The sequence below is a fragment of the Polystyrenella longa genome, assembly GCF_007750395.1.
Classification (GTDB): Bacteria; Planctomycetota; Planctomycetia; order Planctomycetales; family Planctomycetaceae; genus Polystyrenella; species Polystyrenella longa.
In genome coordinates, this window is record NZ_CP036281.1 from 3,538,353 (window position 1) to 3,554,290 (window position 15,938).

13 protein-coding genes are annotated in these 15,938 nt (G+C 49.5%); 6 read left to right on the top strand and 7 right to left on the bottom strand.

Annotation, left to right across the window (positions count from 1 at the left end; genetic code table 11):
- Window positions 1–8 precede the first annotated feature (8 nt).
- Window positions 9–1,898: a YXWGXW repeat-containing protein gene (locus Pla110_RS13120; RefSeq protein ID WP_144996204.1), complete on the bottom strand. Its 1,890-nt coding sequence runs from the start codon at window positions 1,896–1,898 to the stop codon at window positions 9–11.
- 397 nt (window positions 1,899–2,295) lie between these two features.
- Here Pla110_RS13120 and Pla110_RS13125 point away from each other — a divergent pair, with 397 nt between their 5' ends.
- On the top strand, window positions 2,296–2,907 hold the full coding sequence (locus Pla110_RS13125; RefSeq protein ID WP_144996205.1) for a MarC family protein: 612 nt from the start codon (window positions 2,296–2,298) through the stop codon (window positions 2,905–2,907).
- A gap of 65 nt (window positions 2,908–2,972) precedes the next feature.
- Here Pla110_RS13125 and Pla110_RS13130 read toward each other — a convergent pair whose 3' ends face one another.
- The gene (locus Pla110_RS13130; RefSeq protein ID WP_144996206.1) at window positions 2,973–3,203 is read right to left on the bottom strand and encodes a DUF3806 domain-containing protein; all 231 of its coding nucleotides are present in this window, start codon (window positions 3,201–3,203) and stop codon (window positions 2,973–2,975) included.
- 352 nt (window positions 3,204–3,555) lie between these two features.
- Here Pla110_RS13130 and Pla110_RS13135 point away from each other — a divergent pair, with 352 nt between their 5' ends.
- Together Pla110_RS13135 and Pla110_RS13140 are read left to right on the top strand one after the other, a co-directional pair.
- Entirely contained in the window at window positions 3,556–4,470 is a 915-nt protein-coding gene (locus Pla110_RS13135) for an SGNH/GDSL hydrolase family protein (protein ID WP_231742421.1), read from the top strand.
- A 336-nt stretch (window positions 4,471–4,806) separates the two neighbouring features.
- A complete protein-coding gene (locus Pla110_RS13140; protein WP_144996207.1) occupies window positions 4,807–7,353 on the top strand; it encodes a PAS domain-containing protein in 2,547 nt (848 codons plus the stop codon).
- Between the two features lie 81 nt (window positions 7,354–7,434).
- Here the strand turns inward: Pla110_RS13140 and Pla110_RS13145 are convergent, their stop codons facing one another.
- The 4 genes from Pla110_RS13145 to Pla110_RS13160 all read right to left on the bottom strand — a co-directional run bounded on the left by Pla110_RS13145 (window position 7,435) and on the right by Pla110_RS13160 (window position 10,916).
- Window positions 7,435–7,857, bottom strand: a complete 423-nt coding sequence (locus Pla110_RS13145; protein WP_144996208.1) for an OsmC family protein — start codon at window positions 7,855–7,857, stop codon at window positions 7,435–7,437.
- A 161-nt stretch (window positions 7,858–8,018) separates the two neighbouring features.
- Window positions 8,019–8,831, bottom strand: coding sequence for a ferredoxin--NADP reductase (locus Pla110_RS13150; protein ID WP_144996209.1), 813 nt, complete (start codon window positions 8,829–8,831; stop codon window positions 8,019–8,021).
- A 145-nt stretch (window positions 8,832–8,976) separates the two neighbouring features.
- Entirely contained in the window at window positions 8,977–9,429 is a 453-nt protein-coding gene (locus tag Pla110_RS13155) for a hypothetical protein (protein ID WP_144996210.1), read from the bottom strand.
- Between the two features lie 314 nt (window positions 9,430–9,743).
- A complete protein-coding gene (locus Pla110_RS13160) occupies window positions 9,744–10,916 on the bottom strand; it encodes a zinc-dependent alcohol dehydrogenase (protein ID WP_144996211.1) in 1,173 nt (390 codons plus the stop codon).
- Window positions 10,917–11,330: 414 nt separating this feature from the next.
- Between Pla110_RS13160 and Pla110_RS13165 the strand changes: the two genes are divergently transcribed.
- The gene (locus Pla110_RS13165; protein WP_144996212.1) at window positions 11,331–12,224 is read left to right on the top strand and encodes a carbon-nitrogen hydrolase; all 894 of its coding nucleotides are present in this window, start codon (window positions 11,331–11,333) and stop codon (window positions 12,222–12,224) included.
- The gene (locus Pla110_RS13170; RefSeq protein WP_144996213.1) at window positions 12,221–13,249 is read left to right on the top strand and encodes an agmatine deiminase family protein; all 1,029 of its coding nucleotides are present in this window, start codon (window positions 12,221–12,223) and stop codon (window positions 13,247–13,249) included. The genes Pla110_RS13165 and Pla110_RS13170 overlap by 4 nt, the downstream gene beginning before the upstream one ends.
- Before the next feature lie 38 nt (window positions 13,250–13,287).
- Here Pla110_RS13170 and Pla110_RS13175 read toward each other — a convergent pair whose 3' ends face one another.
- Window positions 13,288–13,980, bottom strand: a complete 693-nt coding sequence (locus tag Pla110_RS13175) for a dioxygenase family protein (protein WP_144996214.1) — start codon at window positions 13,978–13,980, stop codon at window positions 13,288–13,290.
- Between the two features lie 590 nt (window positions 13,981–14,570).
- On the opposite strand from Pla110_RS13175, the gene Pla110_RS13180 reads away from it, so the two are divergent.
- Window positions 14,571–15,848, top strand: a complete 1,278-nt coding sequence (locus Pla110_RS13180; protein WP_197440181.1) for an outer membrane protein assembly factor BamB family protein — start codon at window positions 14,571–14,573, stop codon at window positions 15,846–15,848.
- Window positions 15,849–15,938: the final 90 nt, after the last annotated feature.

Sequence of the window (15,938 nt, forward strand, 5' to 3'; positions counted from 1 at the left end):
TTCGGTTGTTAGTTCGATCCTTTATCTTTCCCTTTATTGTCCGACTTCGGTGCGGAACCTTTTCCAGAGTCTGATTTTCCAGAACCGGATCCTTTACTACCACCTGAGGCAGCAGGAGCGGAGCCTCCTCTGTTTCCGTTTGATTTTCCAGCAGCAGGTTTGTCACCTGAACTATTTCCATTCCCCGCATTGGGGCTGTTGCCAGATTTAGGGCCTTTGTCTGCCTTTGGTTTTTCGCCAGCTTTGGGCTGATTTCCCGGACTTGGATTGTTTCCCGCTTTCGGCGTATTACCAGGAGCAGGGTTGTTGGGTTTTGCGCCATCTCCTTTGTCGGGTTTTCCTTTGCCTGGTTTTTCCGGTTTGGGAGAGTTCCCGGAATTCGGTTTGTCTGAACCGATACCTTTAGAGGGTTTCGGAGTCTGGGGCGAGTCTTTTTTATCGACTTTGCCTTTACCCTTTTCAGGTCCACGCGGACTGTCTGAATTAGGAGATTTATTGCTACGATCCATTTTCGGCTTGCCGGTTTTTACTCCGTTTTTGCCGTCGGTGCTGCCAGCCTTGTCCTGAATTTGTTTACGGCGTTGTTCCGCTTCACGGACCTGATTTTTCCCTTCTCCTTTTGCTTTATTGCGAAACTCTTCGCGTTTCTGAGCAAAATCTTGCTTATTTTCGTTACTGGCCTGTTTCAACTCGTCGAGTTGTTTTTGGCGTTTCTGCTGTGAATCCTGGTATCGTTCTCTCTGATCTCTGTATTTGTTACGTCGATCATCATTACGCGTAAAGTTACCGTGCAGACCGGGGTAATTTCCATCAGTCAGGGCACTAATCTCCACAGCCAGCATGGCATCACCTACGTCAATGTTCGCTCCCGCTTGCCAATCCCGTTGTTCACGCCAAGTATGACGAGGACGTCGGTCGGCATGATCACGGTAGTATCCGTGTCGTTCGTGATAGCGGTTGTACTGATCTCGGTGAAAATTGATGTAGAAGACTCGTAGTGGGTCGTAGAAAGCACGATCATCTACCCAAGGATAAAATGTGTTACTTGAAGAACCGTACTCGTAATAGTCTCCGTAGCCATAATGGCCGTAATTCGTGTCTACGAATAGATGCGCAGGAAGGTAGTCGGTTCTTACAACGACGTTGGGGGTATACTGATAATCAGCACTGACATCTGCCTGAAACAGGACAGGGCTAAAGAGAACCCCCCGTTGTTCCAGTTCATAGTCCCAGTATCCAGCCAGAGCGAGATAACCGCTAGGGGTCCAGACATAGCGAAAAGGAACCCAGACTCGGCCATCGTATCCTTCAGCCCAATATCCTTCTGCCCACTCATAGTCGTTACTGGTTACTTCCCAGTGACCTGGTACCCAGAAATGTTCCGGTGACGGACTTTCATCTTGTTCTTCTTTTTGAGCTTCTGGTGGTTGCTCCGAAACGAGAACGGGTTGGGTTTCTCCGCTCCAGAACCCAGAGACCCACGCGAAACCCTGGTCAGCCTGTGCCCAGTAACCGGGGTTCCAAGTCATATCTTCTGGTGCAAGCCGCCAGATACCGCTGATCCAGATGAATCGTTGCTCTTCCCATTCCCAACCCCAGTATCCGGGAATCCACTCATAGTCTCCTGATTCCGGTACTACTTCCGATGGTAATTCCTGGATCGGTTGAGGAGGCTGTTTATCAATGACGAGCCCTTGACCATTAATCGACTGGTAAGGCTGAGCAAAGGCCTCGTGAATTGGGCCTCTATTTAATTCGGTCAGCTCACCGCTCGCAGAGCGGTCGGGTTGAGGCGCCGGCGGTTGCTGAGCGCTCAGTTGAGATGATGTGAAAACGACCAATGCTCCGAAAATGGAACAGCCCAGTACTAACTTGGGCCAGGAAAAAGCGACTTTCATTAAGATATCCTCCCTCGGTGAAAAAAAAGTGGTTGACTATCTCAAAAGAATGCAACTCCTGTTCCGTTCCCCGTAACTGATTCATTAGCAGGAGCGTAATGCCTCCAGAGCGGATACTGGTCTCTCAGTTTTCAGATGGTACAACTCCACAGGCAACTCGTTGCCTCAGGCACCTATTGCCATACAACTAACTTGATTAAGTTTTGATACGTTACTGGCGAGACACTGGTCAATTGACGACAAATCTTTCATAGTGGCGTTTTTGATGATCCAGTTGAGTGACCCGTCAACTGAGGTAAACCTGATTGCGAATGCCGGATAGAACTGGCCGCTCGAAGGCTGGAGGATGGGTCCCCGTTTCGACTCTCTTTTACGTGCTTACTGAGTTTGGTGTATCGTGGACAATTTGCTGGAATCGTTGCTGCTACTTCTCGTTTTACTTAACCCGTTTTTGCTCATCGTCTATTTGACCGATGTGGCAGAGAAACTGAGTCTGAGCGAATTCTCCCGGGTATTACTCCGAGGGGGATTTATCGCGACCGCAGTCTTTTGTACGTTTACGGTGTTGGGAGACGCGATTTTTTCGAAACTCATGCAAGCCAACTTCGCCTCGTTCCAGATTTTTGGCGGGGTCGTTTTTATGTTGATCGGACTGCAATTTGTCTTTCGAGGCCCTGCTGCGATCGAGTTACTGCGGGGAGAATCTGAACATCTGGCCGGTGCCATTGCCATGCCGATGCTCATCGGACCGGGAACCATTAGTGCCAGCGTTTTGATCGGCCAGAAGCATGACGTTTTACCGGCCTGCGTGACCATTTTCTCTGCCGTCTTTATTTCGATCCTGATCATGATCGGCTTGAAAGCGATTCACGACTACGTCCGCGAGAAAAACGAACGCCTTATCGATCGCTACGTCGAAATTGCCGGAAGAATCACAGCCCTCTTCATCGGTACGATTTCAGTCGAAATGATTATGGTTGGAATACGAAGTTGGATGGAGAAGTTTTAAGGGGGGGCCGAATTCAGGTCAGTACAGCTAAGGTGCATCTGTTTTCACTCTCTTATGCATCCATATTAGCGAATACTGAGTTGCCCCTTGATGTCGTCAAAAACAGGAACGAAGAACTCTGTCTCGCCGTTAACATATCGCTTCGCCACCAAGTTCAATGGGAATACCACGGCGTCATTCTGCTTTCGATGAACTGCCATCTCGGTCCCATGTTCATCTGAGGCCACAACCCAGTCGAATCCCAGTTCTTCGATGAGACACTGCCCAAATGCAATCCCAAAGGCATTAATAAATATGTTCGGGTCTTCTGAATCCTGATCATGGTGAGCAAACCATTCTGTATATGTTTTATCAAGTCCAGATGGTGTAAGAGCGGATTAGCCCGTAGTCTCGCCCGAGTGAAGGGCCTGAGTCAATCCGAGGTTATTGTTGATCCACTCGCGTTCGGATTCGTTAATCTCTGATAGAGTCGGGTTCATGAATATGATCCTCTATTTAAGGTCTATAATTCGTAAATTACTACACTTTTAGATTGAAGAGACCACCTTTTCTTATTGTCATTTATCCGATGCGAATACGCAAACCCCTAAACTCGTTTCAGATATTTTCTCAAGCCACCTCTGGAATCAAGTCTAAGCAGATCTTACGATGGATTTGTTGATTATTAAGTTCACCAAGTCCTCGCTTTCTCGTCCCTATCCTCAGCAGGCCCACCTCATGATTCTTCAGACTCCTTCCTACGTTCAACGTTATCCCGTCGTCTTCTTCATGCTTGCCTTGTTAGTAGTAACGGCTCTTTCTTCCTCCGTCGCACGGGCTGAGCATGAGGGAAAGATTCAGATTCTCCTGTTAGGTGACAGCACGGCGGAAGGAAGTATTCCCCGATTGATTAAACCGGAGGGACCGCATCTGGAAAAAGTGCTGGAACAATTATTGGCGGCTGAAGGAGATCTCCCGGCGACCCAGGTGATTAATTCCACCCTGAGCGGTGAGTACATCGATCGATTGTTCAGTTCGGGCCGATACGATCGGGATGTGGCGAAGTTGCCCGGAATCGACTATATCTTCATTCGCTATGGATTGAATGACCGGGGGCGATTGAAGGATTTTCCGAATGAATTCCCGGAAGACTTTCATCAATTACTTGCCCGTTTACGACAGGATCATCCCGATGCCCTGTTGATCCCGATGACGGTGATTCCCTTCTCGGGTGAAGAAGCAAGTAAGCAGATTAATGATCTGGTGCGTGGCGTTGCCGAAAAAGAAAAGCTGGAGGTCTTTGACATCTACCCCCGTTACGCTGCCGAGTTGGAAAAAGGGTACAACATGCTGAACTACCGACGGTACCCACTTGCTAAAGTTCCGGAGAAGTACCTCGCACTTGTCAAACCCTATGTTCATGGAGAAAGTGTGCTGGTGATGAGTAACGAACTTGATGGAATCCTCGGCCACTTACCCGGTTGGACCTCCGATCGCCATCCAAACCTGGCCGGTTACAATGTAATCGCCGACGAAACCGCCAAATACCTGGCCCCCATCATGCGAATGAAAACAGTTGAATAGGTCATCTGAATGAGTTTTGGAGGGGGATAAGGTATATAGTGGGATCAAACTTGCGACTTATTTTTCTAATGGTACCTTGTTTTATAGTAAAAGTTCTCAGACACACACTCTCCGTGAGAGGAGAGTGTGTTAAACTAGAGGCCGATTGAGCCAGTAAAGCATGCTTAATGCGCAGCTTTCCTGAAACCCGGTTGTGGTTCTCTTAGAGCCTTTAAAATAAGGTCGCCTTGACCCATGAGAGGGTTTCAGGACCGCTTGCAATAGAACACGGCGATTGAAACGGTATCGTGCCCCACGCACTCGTTTTGAAATATCGCCGGCTAAGAGATAGGCGGAATGACACAGATCAATCAATCAAACGAAAATATCGATGATCGCCATTGCTCTCCACCAGAAGAGCAAATCATGAATGACGGGGTCCCTTCAAAGGATCTGAATACGTCACAAGCGATGGTTGATGCGCTGATCCGGTTGCATGAATTAAACGCCCGTCTCCTCAATTCCCCCAATCTGATTGATGTTTCTCGAGATACGCTGGAAACAGTCGTTGATCTTTCATCCGCAGATTTCGGTACACTTCAATTCTTTGATCCTGCTGAAAATGGATTGAGGTACGTCGCTCAAGTCGGTTTTAAACCAGGGTTCTTAGATAACAACGACATCATTGACCATGAATTCCATTCGACCTGCGCCAAGGCTCTTCAGTCGGGCGTACGCGTAATCGTTGAGGACTTTGAAACCGACGATGAGGCTAAAGATCATCGGATGATGGCGGCTGAATTCGGTTATCGTGCAGCCCAGAGTACTCCTCTGCTAAGTCATCATCGAGAAGTGATTGGAATGATCACTACTCATTTCCGACATCCCAGAAAGTTCACTGAATGGGAATTAAAATTAGTCGACTTGTTTGTTATGCAAGCTTCTTCCGTGATCGAACGGACACGAACTATGGCCGAACTGCGGGAGAGCGAAGCCCGTTTTCGAACCATGGCCGACACCGCCCCGGGTATGCTCTGGATAACCGACCAAGAGCACCGCTGCACATTCCTGAGTAAAGGCTGGTACGATTTCACCGGTCAGACGGAAAGTGAAGGTCTCGGTTTTGGTTGGTTGGACGCAACTCATCCCGACGATCGTAAGCGAGCCGCTGAAACATTCCATGTAGCTGCTGACAAGCGGATCGAATGCGCGATCGAGTATCGCTTGCGACAGACAGACGGGACTTATCGCTGGGTGATCGACACCGCGCGACCTCGGGTAGATGAGAAAGGTGTCTGGCACGGATTTATCGGTTCGGTGATTGACAACCACGAAAACAAAATCGCCAATGAAATAATGAGAGAGAACGAAGGTCGCTTACGAATTGCCGCAGAGGCGATTCGCGGCGTGTTCTACGATTATGATCTTCGCTCGGGTGTGATCACTCGATCACATGGTCTGGAGAAGGTCACCGGTTACCGAATAGAAGATCATCCTGTCGTCTCCAAATGGTGGTCTAACTTCGTCCACCCCGAAGACCGAACTCTCTTACGCAAGGCCATCGATCGAGCAATCTCTGAAGGTGGAACTCTCGATTGTACTTATCGACTTCAACATAAGTTGGGACATCTTATTCACGTGTGGGACCAGGCGATTGTACTATCAGACGAGCTGGGAACACCTTTCAAAGTGATTGGGTGTGCTGTTGATATCAGCGAACAGAAGAAAACAGAAGAATCGCTCCAGCAAGCCCGTGCTATCGCTGAGGAAGCCAACCAGTCTCGAGGCGAGTTTCTAGCGAACATGAGCCACGAAATCCGGACTCCAATGACTGCGATCCTGGGACATGCCGAAATACTGGTTGATCACCTGATTGACGTTGATAACTTACAAGCCGTAGAGACGATCCGCCGTAATGGACTTTTCCTGCTGGAAGTCATCAACGATATTCTCGACTTGTCCAAAATTGATGCAGGGCGAATTCGTCTCGCCAGTGAACGAATTTCGGTTGATGACCTGGTAAGTGACATCCGCTCATTAATGGATGTACGTGCGAAGGAAAAGAACCTGCTATTATCAGTTGAATGTGCAGGGAAGATCCCAGCGACAATTCAAACAGATGGAACACGGCTACGACAGATTCTGCTCAACCTTTTAGGAAACGCGATTAAGTTCACAGAGCGCGGCGAAGTCAAATTGGTTGCCGACTTTCAGCCCTCGTTACAGCAGATGCAATTCGACGTCATCGATACTGGTGTTGGAATCGATCCTAGTCAGTTAGAACTTCTGTTCGAACCCTTTATGCAGTCAGATAACTCCACCACCCGCACAATCGGAGGAACAGGTCTCGGACTCACGATCAGTAGGCGACTGGCACGCGCCTTGGGTGGAGATGTGACTGTCAAAAGCCAACCCGGTGTTGGCAGTAAGTTTACGCTCATCGTGGATTGTGGAAATATTGACTCCATCCCCTTAATCAATCCCTCTTTCGACATCTCGCTCGATAAAGCGGCGGATCATTTTTCTGGTTCTCTCTCTGGAACGGTGCTTGTAGTCGACGATCGTCGCGATATCCTGTATCTCGCCGCCAGATTAATTGAAGAGGCGGGAGGAAAAGTGATCACCGCAACGAATGGAAAAGATGCCATTGAGTTACTGGAGGGAACTGCAGCAGATCGTTCTGCGATTGATGTCGTTTTGATGGACATGCAAATGCCGCAGATGGACGGTTACGCGGCAACCCGAACACTACGTGCTCGCGGCTTCGATAAACCGATCATCGCTTTAACAGCGAATGCAATGGTGGGAGACCGGGACCGTTGCATTGAAGCAGGCTGCACCAATTACACAACGAAACCGCTCAACTCCAAAGAGTTGCTGAGTATGATAGCGCAATACCTCTAGGGCGATTCATTTTCGATGTATTTGATTCAATGAATTGGAAATGTGAACTCAACAGGTGGGGTTTAGTCCACGATTGCTTGTTTACGCCAATGTCGCATCCAGAGTGATCTCTGCTGTCAGCAGTTTAGAGATAGGACAGCCTGCTTTGGCTTTCGCTGCGAGTTCCTGAAACTGCCCATCTTCGGCACCAGGGATGGTCGCCGTCAACGTGAGATGGCTTTTAGTGACAGCAAAACCATCATCCACTTTTTCGAGAATGATCTCGGCGGTGGTATCCAGTTTCTCGGCGGTCAATCCTGCTTCGCCGAGTATCATCGAAAGGGCCATACTGAAACAGCCAGCGTGCGCCACCGCGATCAATTCTTCAGGGTTGGTCCCCTTCTCGCCTTCAAAACGACTTGAGAAACCGTAGGGGACGTTCGATAGCACGCCGCTCCCCGTCGTCAAAGTTCCTTTGCCTTCTTTCAACCCTCCTTGCCAAACGGCTGATCCTGTACTTTTCATCGTTGCTGATCTTTCTATTACTTATCGAATCATCTGAATGATGTTGGCCAAGTCAGACGTACCCGTCTGAACGATGTCTCTATTGTATGCACAGATACTTTGACAGGCGATAGACAGGTCTTGAACGACAAATGCAATTTGAAGATACAAAAAAACGATACTTACCAATATTTTTCTATATGGATTTGCCCGGGCTCTTTGGGGGTATGCTCGGTAAAGCCCTCCTGCTCCAGCACCGACTGCATCGTGATGATCATCGATGGATTGCCACATAAAAAAATGTGGGTGTTATCCGGAGAGGCAGGTTCTGGAAGAAATTCATCAAAAGGGCGTCGGGCCCAGATGTCCTGAATGTAACCGGATTCCCCCTTCCAAGGGACAGGTTCCAGCTGCGGGCGGGTAATACTGGGCAGATACGCAAACCTGTCGCTGATACGGGCGACGGAGGTCAGTTCATTGTAGTATCCCAGTTCCCAGGAATGGCGAGCTCCATGCAGAATGCCAAAGTGCCGTGACGAATCTTCGTGAAGTTTCGTCCGGTACATGCTCAGGTACGGGGCCAATCCAGTGCCTGTTCCCATCATGAGAACATGTTTATCGTCGGGTACATGATCGAGGGTAAAGTGCCCGGTGATCTTCGGACCGAGCCACAGTTTGTCGCCCACTTTCAACTCGAATAAACGAGGCGTCAACGCACCGGTGGGAACCATGACAATATAAATCTCGAGGTATCCGTTTGCCAGAGGTGAAGAGGCAATTGAGTACGCCCGCTTGATCATTTTAGCTGGATCGACAGGTTCTGCTTCTTCTTCGCAACCTGGATATCGAGGTGCGTCTCCTGGTAATCCCAGCACACAGAACTGGCCAGGAGTAAACTCATCCAGTTCCCATCCATCGGGAACGACCCGAATAACGGCGAGACCAGGTGAGAGCTCAATGCGTTGAGCAAGAATCGCATTTAACTCCTGCGACATGACAACCTGCTTCCTTTGCTGGGACTATCAATTACATCGTGAGAATAGGATTAAAGAGATGATCTCACATTGTGAACTGAACCGGCAAAGATTGAAAGCCCAGTCGGAAAATTCAATGTCTATCCGACGCACTCGCTCCTAGTTTTCAGTCAATCAGACTCCCATCGTATTCGGCGAAGGCTCCGTCTATCGGGCTGGAAACCGAGGGGGGATCAGTCGGAGAGACGATGAATTGCAGAAAATGGGTTCGAGCATTGTAATTCGCGAGACCAAGTGCACCTTGATTTAAAGGCGTATGAAAATCCGCCGTCGCGATCAGTTCCCCAAAAACGAATAACTGAACCTCATCCTGATGAATACGCACTGAAATATTATATTCAGATCCTGAGACAATGTCTCGGTCGGTATCACCCCAGTCAACTGAGGCGTAGCGGTCGCCCCAATGGCCTCGGTATTGACCCATCACCCATTGATTTTGCACCGCAAAGTATCCGGCGTATTTGAAGTTATTTTCATCCACATAATCAAAGATAACAAATCCATCTGCCCAAAATCCTGATTTAGCCATGGCACGCATATCGACAGAGAGAGAACTCATCGGACAATATGGTACTGGTCCCAAGAATTGCGATGGTCAAGCCTTGGTCGTTAATACCAGCAAGCTGAAATACAGTACTCTTGCCGCTTTCGACCAACTGTTCGTTTCCATTCTTCAATACGTTAAATCCAGAATACGCTGAATCCAGCCCAACCCTGGAATTCAGAATTCTGACTGAATGGCAATTCAACTTGATCATTGAATTGCACACGGGGCTGCCCCAACTTCCCACCGAGCAAAACATCGAGATCACCATGCCTTTTCCGCTATTTATTCCGCCTAGAGGTCCCCCCCTTGTTTTCTTCCAAACGACCTTAAGGTTTTAATACGACTTTTATACAACCCTGCTCTCTGGCTTCAAAAGTTTTATAAAGATTGGGAGCTTCGTCGAGACTGGCTCGATGCGTAATGACAAAGGTTGGGTCGAAATTGTCGTCCAAGATTTTTTTTAGCAATGGTTCCAGGTAATGCTGCATATGAGTTTGGCCCGTGCGGATCGTGAGTGCCTTATTCATAATCGCATTCATCGGTAAATTATTGAGGGTATCCGTGTAGACTCCCGGTACAGAGACTGTTCCCCCCTTACGACAACATTTGATTGCCTCCGAGAGGGCATAAGGATGATTCGCCGGCAGATGCGCCGCTTCCCGGACATCATCAACTATCTCACCCAGATTTCCTGCAGCGTGTGCTTCCGCTCCCACTGCATCAATACAGCGGTCCGGTCCGCGACCAGCAGTCATTTCCATTAGCTGTTCGTAAACATCAATTTCTTCGAAATTGAGTGTTTCTGCTTTTCCATGTTCACGTGCGAGAGCCAGACGTTCTTGAACACGATCGATGGCAACCACGCGACCCGCTCCCAACATCCATGCGCTCTGAATGGCGAATTGAGCTACGGGTCCGCATCCCCACACCGCAACCGTGTCTCCCGCTTCTATTCCGCAATTTTCCGCTGCCATATATCCCGTTGGGAAAATATCGGAGAGAAAGACCACCTGTTCGTCGTCAATTCCGTCCGGAACTTTAATCGGACCCACATCGGCGTAAGGAACTCGCAGGTACTCGGCCTGTCCCCCGGGAAATCCCCCCAGCATATGAGAGTATCCAAATAAAGCCGCTGGAGACTGCCCAAGTGCTTGCGCTGCCTGATCTGCATTGGGGTTGGATTCGTCACAAAGAGAAAAGAGATGACGTTCACAGAAAAAGCAACTTCCGCAGGAAATCGTGAACGGCACAACCACTTTGTCCCCCTTCTGGAACTTGGTGATCGCACTTCCAATCTCTACCACCTCTCCCATCGGTTCGTGGCCGATAATGTCTCCCGCCTGCATCGTCGGCATATACCCGTTATACAGATGCAAATCGCTCCCACAGATGCCCGTCGCGGTGACTTTGATAATAATATCCCGCGGGTCCTGAATCACCGGATCATCAACGGTGTCTACTCTTACGTCATGTCGTCCATGCCAGCAAACTGCTTTCATCAGATTAACTCCTCTTATTACAGTAGTTCGATTTACAGAGGTTCGATTTCTCCACTGTGGAACTTAAGATTGGTCGCTGGCCACTCTGGCTGTGAGCTGAACTGTCAACTTGCTTTTCTGAACACGATGTTCGCGAATCCGCATCATTTACCATGTATATTGCTCACAGTGAGACAAAGCGGTGCTTTTAGGGCCAGCGTAGGAAATAGAGGAGGAGCTTCTATCTACTTTCGCGTTACTTTCGCACCAATGCGTTAAAGATGCCGCAAATAGCATGCCCGGCGTGGGGCGGAGTCGTGGAATTCGCTTTGATCGGAAGGAGTAATCGCTTGCAACCTCGAACCATTGTGTATAGCATTCTGAGCAATAAGGCCCCTCCAATGGAGCCTTTCTTTTTCGAACCCGAGGACAGGCATGAATCGAACTGAACGACGCATCGGATTAGTGCAGATGCGATGCACTTCCGACCAGGAACAGAATCTCCAATCGGCGATTGAAGGCATCCGCGAGGCCGCCGCTCAAGGGGCCCAGATCGTCTGCTTACCGGAGTTGTTTCGGTCTCTTTACTTCTGCCAATCAGAAGATCACCGGATGTTCGATCTGGCGGAGGAGATACCCGGTCCCAGTACAAAAGCGATCAGCCAAGTTGCGAAAGAACTGGATGTCGCCGTCGTCGCCAGCCTGTTCGAACGCCGGACAGCCGGGCTCTACCATAATACGACCGTCGTCATCGACGCCGATGGTTCTCTGGCGGGAATGTACCGAAAGATGCATATTCCCGATGACCCCTTGTTTTACGAAAAATTCTACTTCACTCCGGGAGACCTGGGATTCAAAACGATTCCGTGCAAATACGGAAAACTGGGAGTACTGATTTGCTGGGACCAATGGTATCCCGAAGCGGCCCGGTTGACGGCATTGAGCGGAGCCGAGATTCTACTCTATCCCACCGCGATCGGTTGGCACCCATCGGAGAAAGCAGAGTTTGGCAAAGCACAGCACGAAAGCTGGGAACTGATCCAGCGATCGCACGCTGTGGCCAATGGAGTTTTTGTCGTCTCCGTTAATCGAACAGGACACGAAGGAGATGCCGAGGGTGGTATCGAGTTCTGGGGACAAAGCTTTGCCGTCGCACCAGACGGACAGATTCTGTACAGAGCTTCGGAGACGGAAACGGAGGTTCAAGTTGTCAGCTTGAATCTTCAACAGATGGATGTCACTCGAACGCACTGGCCATTCCTGCGCGATCGCCGAATTGACGCGTATGGGGGAATTACTAAACGATTTCTCGATGGAGAGTCGATATGACGACTCCTCGCGAACTTGGTTTTCGAATGCCAGCAGAATGGGAACCTCATGCGTCGACTTGGCTCTCGTGGCCACATAATGAAAAATCGTGGCCGGGCAAGATCGAAAAAGTCTTTCCCGCTTACGCAAAGCTCGTCGCGGCGTTGGCGGAATCAGAACCCGTTCATATCAATATGAACTCTCCGGAAATGGAGAAGCAAGCGAGAACGCATCTCAAACATGCGGGAGCTGCTGGTGAAATTCACTTTCATCAATTCCCAACGAACGACGCCTGGTGCCGTGATCATGGGGCGATTTTTGTCGTCAATGATCAGGAGCTGGCAGCCGTTAACTGGAAGTACAATGCCTGGGGTGGGAAATACCCGCACGACTTGGACGATGAAATCCCAAGTCAGATGGCAGAGCATTTAGGCATTCGCTGTTTTGATGCGCCAATGGTCCTGGAAGGTGGATCGATTGAGGTTAACGGACAAGGCCTACTCATGACGACAGAAGCCTGCTTGCTCCACCCGAATCGAAACCCTGACTTGAATCGAGAGCAGATTGAACAATACCTAAGCGACTACTTGAACGTCTCGGAGTTCCTTTGGTTAGGTGACGGCATTGTCGGGGATGATACTGATGGGCACATTGACGACCTCGCTCGATTTGTATCTCCGGAAACAATCGTCACGACAGTGGAGACTGAACCGGACGACCCTAACTTTGAAATACTGCATGAGAACCTTGATCGACTGAAGAACTTCCGTACGGCCGCAGGCAAAGCGTTCGACATCGTCGAATTACCGATGCCGCAGGCCGTGGTTTGGGAAAGAGAACGTCTTCCAGCCACGTATGCCAATTTCTACATCTCCAACGAAGCGGTCATTGTCCCCGGATACGATGCAAAATCGGATGAGATCGCCCGCGGAATTCTGCAGGATCTCTTTCCCTCCCGCAAAATCGTCGTCATCGACTGCATCGACATTATCTGGGGGCTGGGTGCGTTTCACTGTCTGACACAACAGGTCCCTGCCAGAAATTAATTCACGGGATAATATCGCCGGATCGTCGCCTGCAAGAATCAGCTCTTCTTCAAACTGCGTTCGTCCGGAGTTTGTCCCAGTACGATGTCAAACTTCGCTGCGTACTCGCCCATTTTTGAATCGGGAATTGCCTTGAACTCAGTTTCAACGAGCTTCTGCTGATCGGCACTTCCCGCACGCCGATATACACCATCCTGTTGATTGCCCTTGAAGCTCGACATAAAGATTTGAGACGTCAACAATTCCTGATCCCCCTTTTTTACGATGTAGTGAATGTGGGGTGCAGGGCGACCAGGGTAAGGAACCGGTTTAATGGTACGGAAGCGGTATTCCCCTTTGGCGTTCGTTTCAAATCTCCCATACCCTTGGAAATGCTGATCCTGCTGTTCTTTCTTGCGAGAGCTATCGGCACTATGCAGATAAACAGCATTGGCATCACATTGCCAGATTTCGATCGTCACATTTTTGGCCGGTTCACTATTGGGGAGCAAAATCTTTCCCGTCAAATGAGTGATATCTCCCACAGCCGGCGTTGTCGAATCATTCATGATGATGAGGTCGTTATCCTGATCGAGCGGGAGATGATCAGGATAAAAGGGGCCTTTCGTCATCCGCGGAGTTTTCATTAACTCCTCAGCGAATAAACCGGGAGTCGTAAAGAAGGCCGCACCAAGAGCGACTCCCCCTTTGAGAAGATGACGACGGGAAAAAGCGTACTGATCCTGATACATAAAATAACTCCTCAATAGTAGGAAATACCCCGCCTGACATTCGATGCTACAGAGACCATGCAGGGACTCTTTCAAGCGAACTGTCACTTGTAAGCGGTACTCCCATTATATTTCCCTTGATCCACTTGTGGGAATATTCTTTTCGCACCCCTTCTAAACGGATTTTCACTGTACGTAAAAAATCCCCTGGATCGTCCGTTTCCTGCTTCGAAAAATCCATGACCTCACCCATGACATCTCGAAGTTGAAAGAACCGACAATCCAGAGGACTTGTTGATTCGTTGTTCTGTGCATCATGATGCAAACAACATATTCTCCTACAGGCAATTCACATGCCGAACGAGAAAAAGTTACAAAAGGCTGTTTTTACAGAGTCCCGCGTCGCACCGTTCTCACGATCCACTCCGACCAATGGCGACCCAGCCGTCATGATGGCGATAGATTCGCCACATCCTTGATTGCAGAAAGGATGCGGGTAGTGGATTCCTCTTCGATCGACTGATATGCTGGGAAGTCACTCCCAGTGCGATTTCGGTCCGCATTCCTATTCCACAATGCTCCGCAAAAACGGTTCACCTATGACCTTCCACATGCTTACCCGTTTCAGCTTCTGCCTCTTGATTCTCTTGTCGTTAGCGACGATCCAAGCCGCGAATCCGAATTCCGATCTGAAACTACAACCGAACGACTGGCCCTGGTGGCGTGGTCCTCAATGGACGGGCATTGCTCCCGCTGACCAGGCTCCTCCGCAAAAATGGGACTTAGAGACGAATGTCGTCTGGAAAACGGCTGTTCCCGGGCGTGGTCATGGTTCGCCTACGATTGTGGGGGATCAGGTATTTCTGGCCTCGGCAGATGAAGAAGCCGAGATTCAATACGTTCTCTGCTACAACCGCAAAACGGGAGAAGAAGAGTGGCGACGGGAAATTCATCGTGGCGGATTTACAGCGTCGGGTGAACGGCAGGGGAATTCAAAATCAACAAAAGCATCGGCTTCAGTCGCCTGTGATGGAGAACGGCTTTTTGTGACTTTATTTAACAGCGATGCGATCCACCTGACCGCCCTCACCCGCACGGGTGAAATTCTGTGGCAGAAGAAGGTGAGCGACTATGTCATTCATCAAGGTTATGGAGCATCCCCCACCATCTACGGCCCGCTGGTAATTGCAGTCGCTGATAACAGAGGTGGAGGTGCTATCGTTGGCTTCAACCGTGAGACGGGCGAGCGAGTCTGGGAACACGCACGTCCCGCTGAAGCGAATTACACGTCTCCCATCATTGTGAATGTGAACAACAAGGATCAACTCCTCTTTACCGGTTGCAATCTTATTACCAGCCTGAACCCATTGACTGGGGAAGTGATTTGGGAAGTCGAAGGATCCACAGTCGAATGTGTTACCTCAACGGTCACAAACGGCGAATACATCCTCTCCAGCGGAGGCTACCCCGATCAGCATACGACCGTTCTCAAAGCGGACGGAAGCGGTGATATCGTCTGGACGAATCGAACCAAGTCATACGTCCCTTCGTTGGTATTGAAGGACAACAATCTGTACGCCGTCACAGACAATGGCATCGCGATCTGTTACGACTTCTTGACGGGTGGAGTCCTATGGCGTAACCGTCTAAGCGGTGATTTCACCTCTTCCCCCGTCCTTGTCGATGACGTCATCTACGTCACCAATGAATCGGGGGAGACATTCATTTATGAGGCTAATCCAATGGAATTTAAATCCCTCGGAGAGAACAAACTGGGAGATGAATGCTTCGCCACACCCGTAATCACTGGCAGTCAGATATTTACTCGGGTTGCATTTCGTACAGACGAGGGTCGCCAGGAATATTTGTACTGCCTCGGCGATAAATAAGCTGTAGACCCTAATACAGTTCGAGCGGCGGATTAACCCGTCGCCCGAATATCATTGCATATTGATATACGGTCTAAAGGGGAAATGGAC

Excerpts from the sequence above, each read along its gene's own strand:
- Pla110_RS13120 (WP_144996204.1), bottom strand. The coding sequence starts at position 1,898 with ATGAAAGTCGCTTTTTCCTGGCCCAAGTTAGTACTGGGCTGTTCCATT.
- Pla110_RS13135 (WP_231742421.1), top strand. The coding sequence starts at position 3,556 with ATGGATTTGTTGATTATTAAGTTCACCAAGTCCTCGCTTTCTCGTCCC.
- Pla110_RS13140 (WP_144996207.1), top strand. The coding sequence starts at position 4,807 with ATGACACAGATCAATCAATCAAACGAAAATATCGATGATCGCCATTGC.
- Pla110_RS13145 (WP_144996208.1), bottom strand. The coding sequence starts at position 7,857 with ATGAAAAGTACAGGATCAGCCGTTTGGCAAGGAGGGTTGAAAGAAGGC.
- Pla110_RS13150 (WP_144996209.1), bottom strand. The coding sequence starts at position 8,831 with ATGTCGCAGGAGTTAAATGCGATTCTTGCTCAACGCATTGAGCTCTCA.
- Pla110_RS13155 (WP_144996210.1), bottom strand. The coding sequence starts at position 9,429 with ATGAGTTCTCTCTCTGTCGATATGCGTGCCATGGCTAAATCAGGATTT.
- Pla110_RS13160 (WP_144996211.1), bottom strand. The coding sequence starts at position 10,916 with ATGAAAGCAGTTTGCTGGCATGGACGACATGACGTAAGAGTAGACACC.
- Pla110_RS13165 (WP_144996212.1), top strand. The coding sequence starts at position 11,331 with ATGAATCGAACTGAACGACGCATCGGATTAGTGCAGATGCGATGCACT.
- Pla110_RS13170 (WP_144996213.1), top strand. The coding sequence starts at position 12,221 with ATGACGACTCCTCGCGAACTTGGTTTTCGAATGCCAGCAGAATGGGAA.
- Pla110_RS13175 (WP_144996214.1), bottom strand. The coding sequence starts at position 13,980 with ATGTATCAGGATCAGTACGCTTTTTCCCGTCGTCATCTTCTCAAAGGG.
- Pla110_RS13180 (WP_197440181.1), top strand. The coding sequence starts at position 14,571 with ATGCTTACCCGTTTCAGCTTCTGCCTCTTGATTCTCTTGTCGTTAGCG.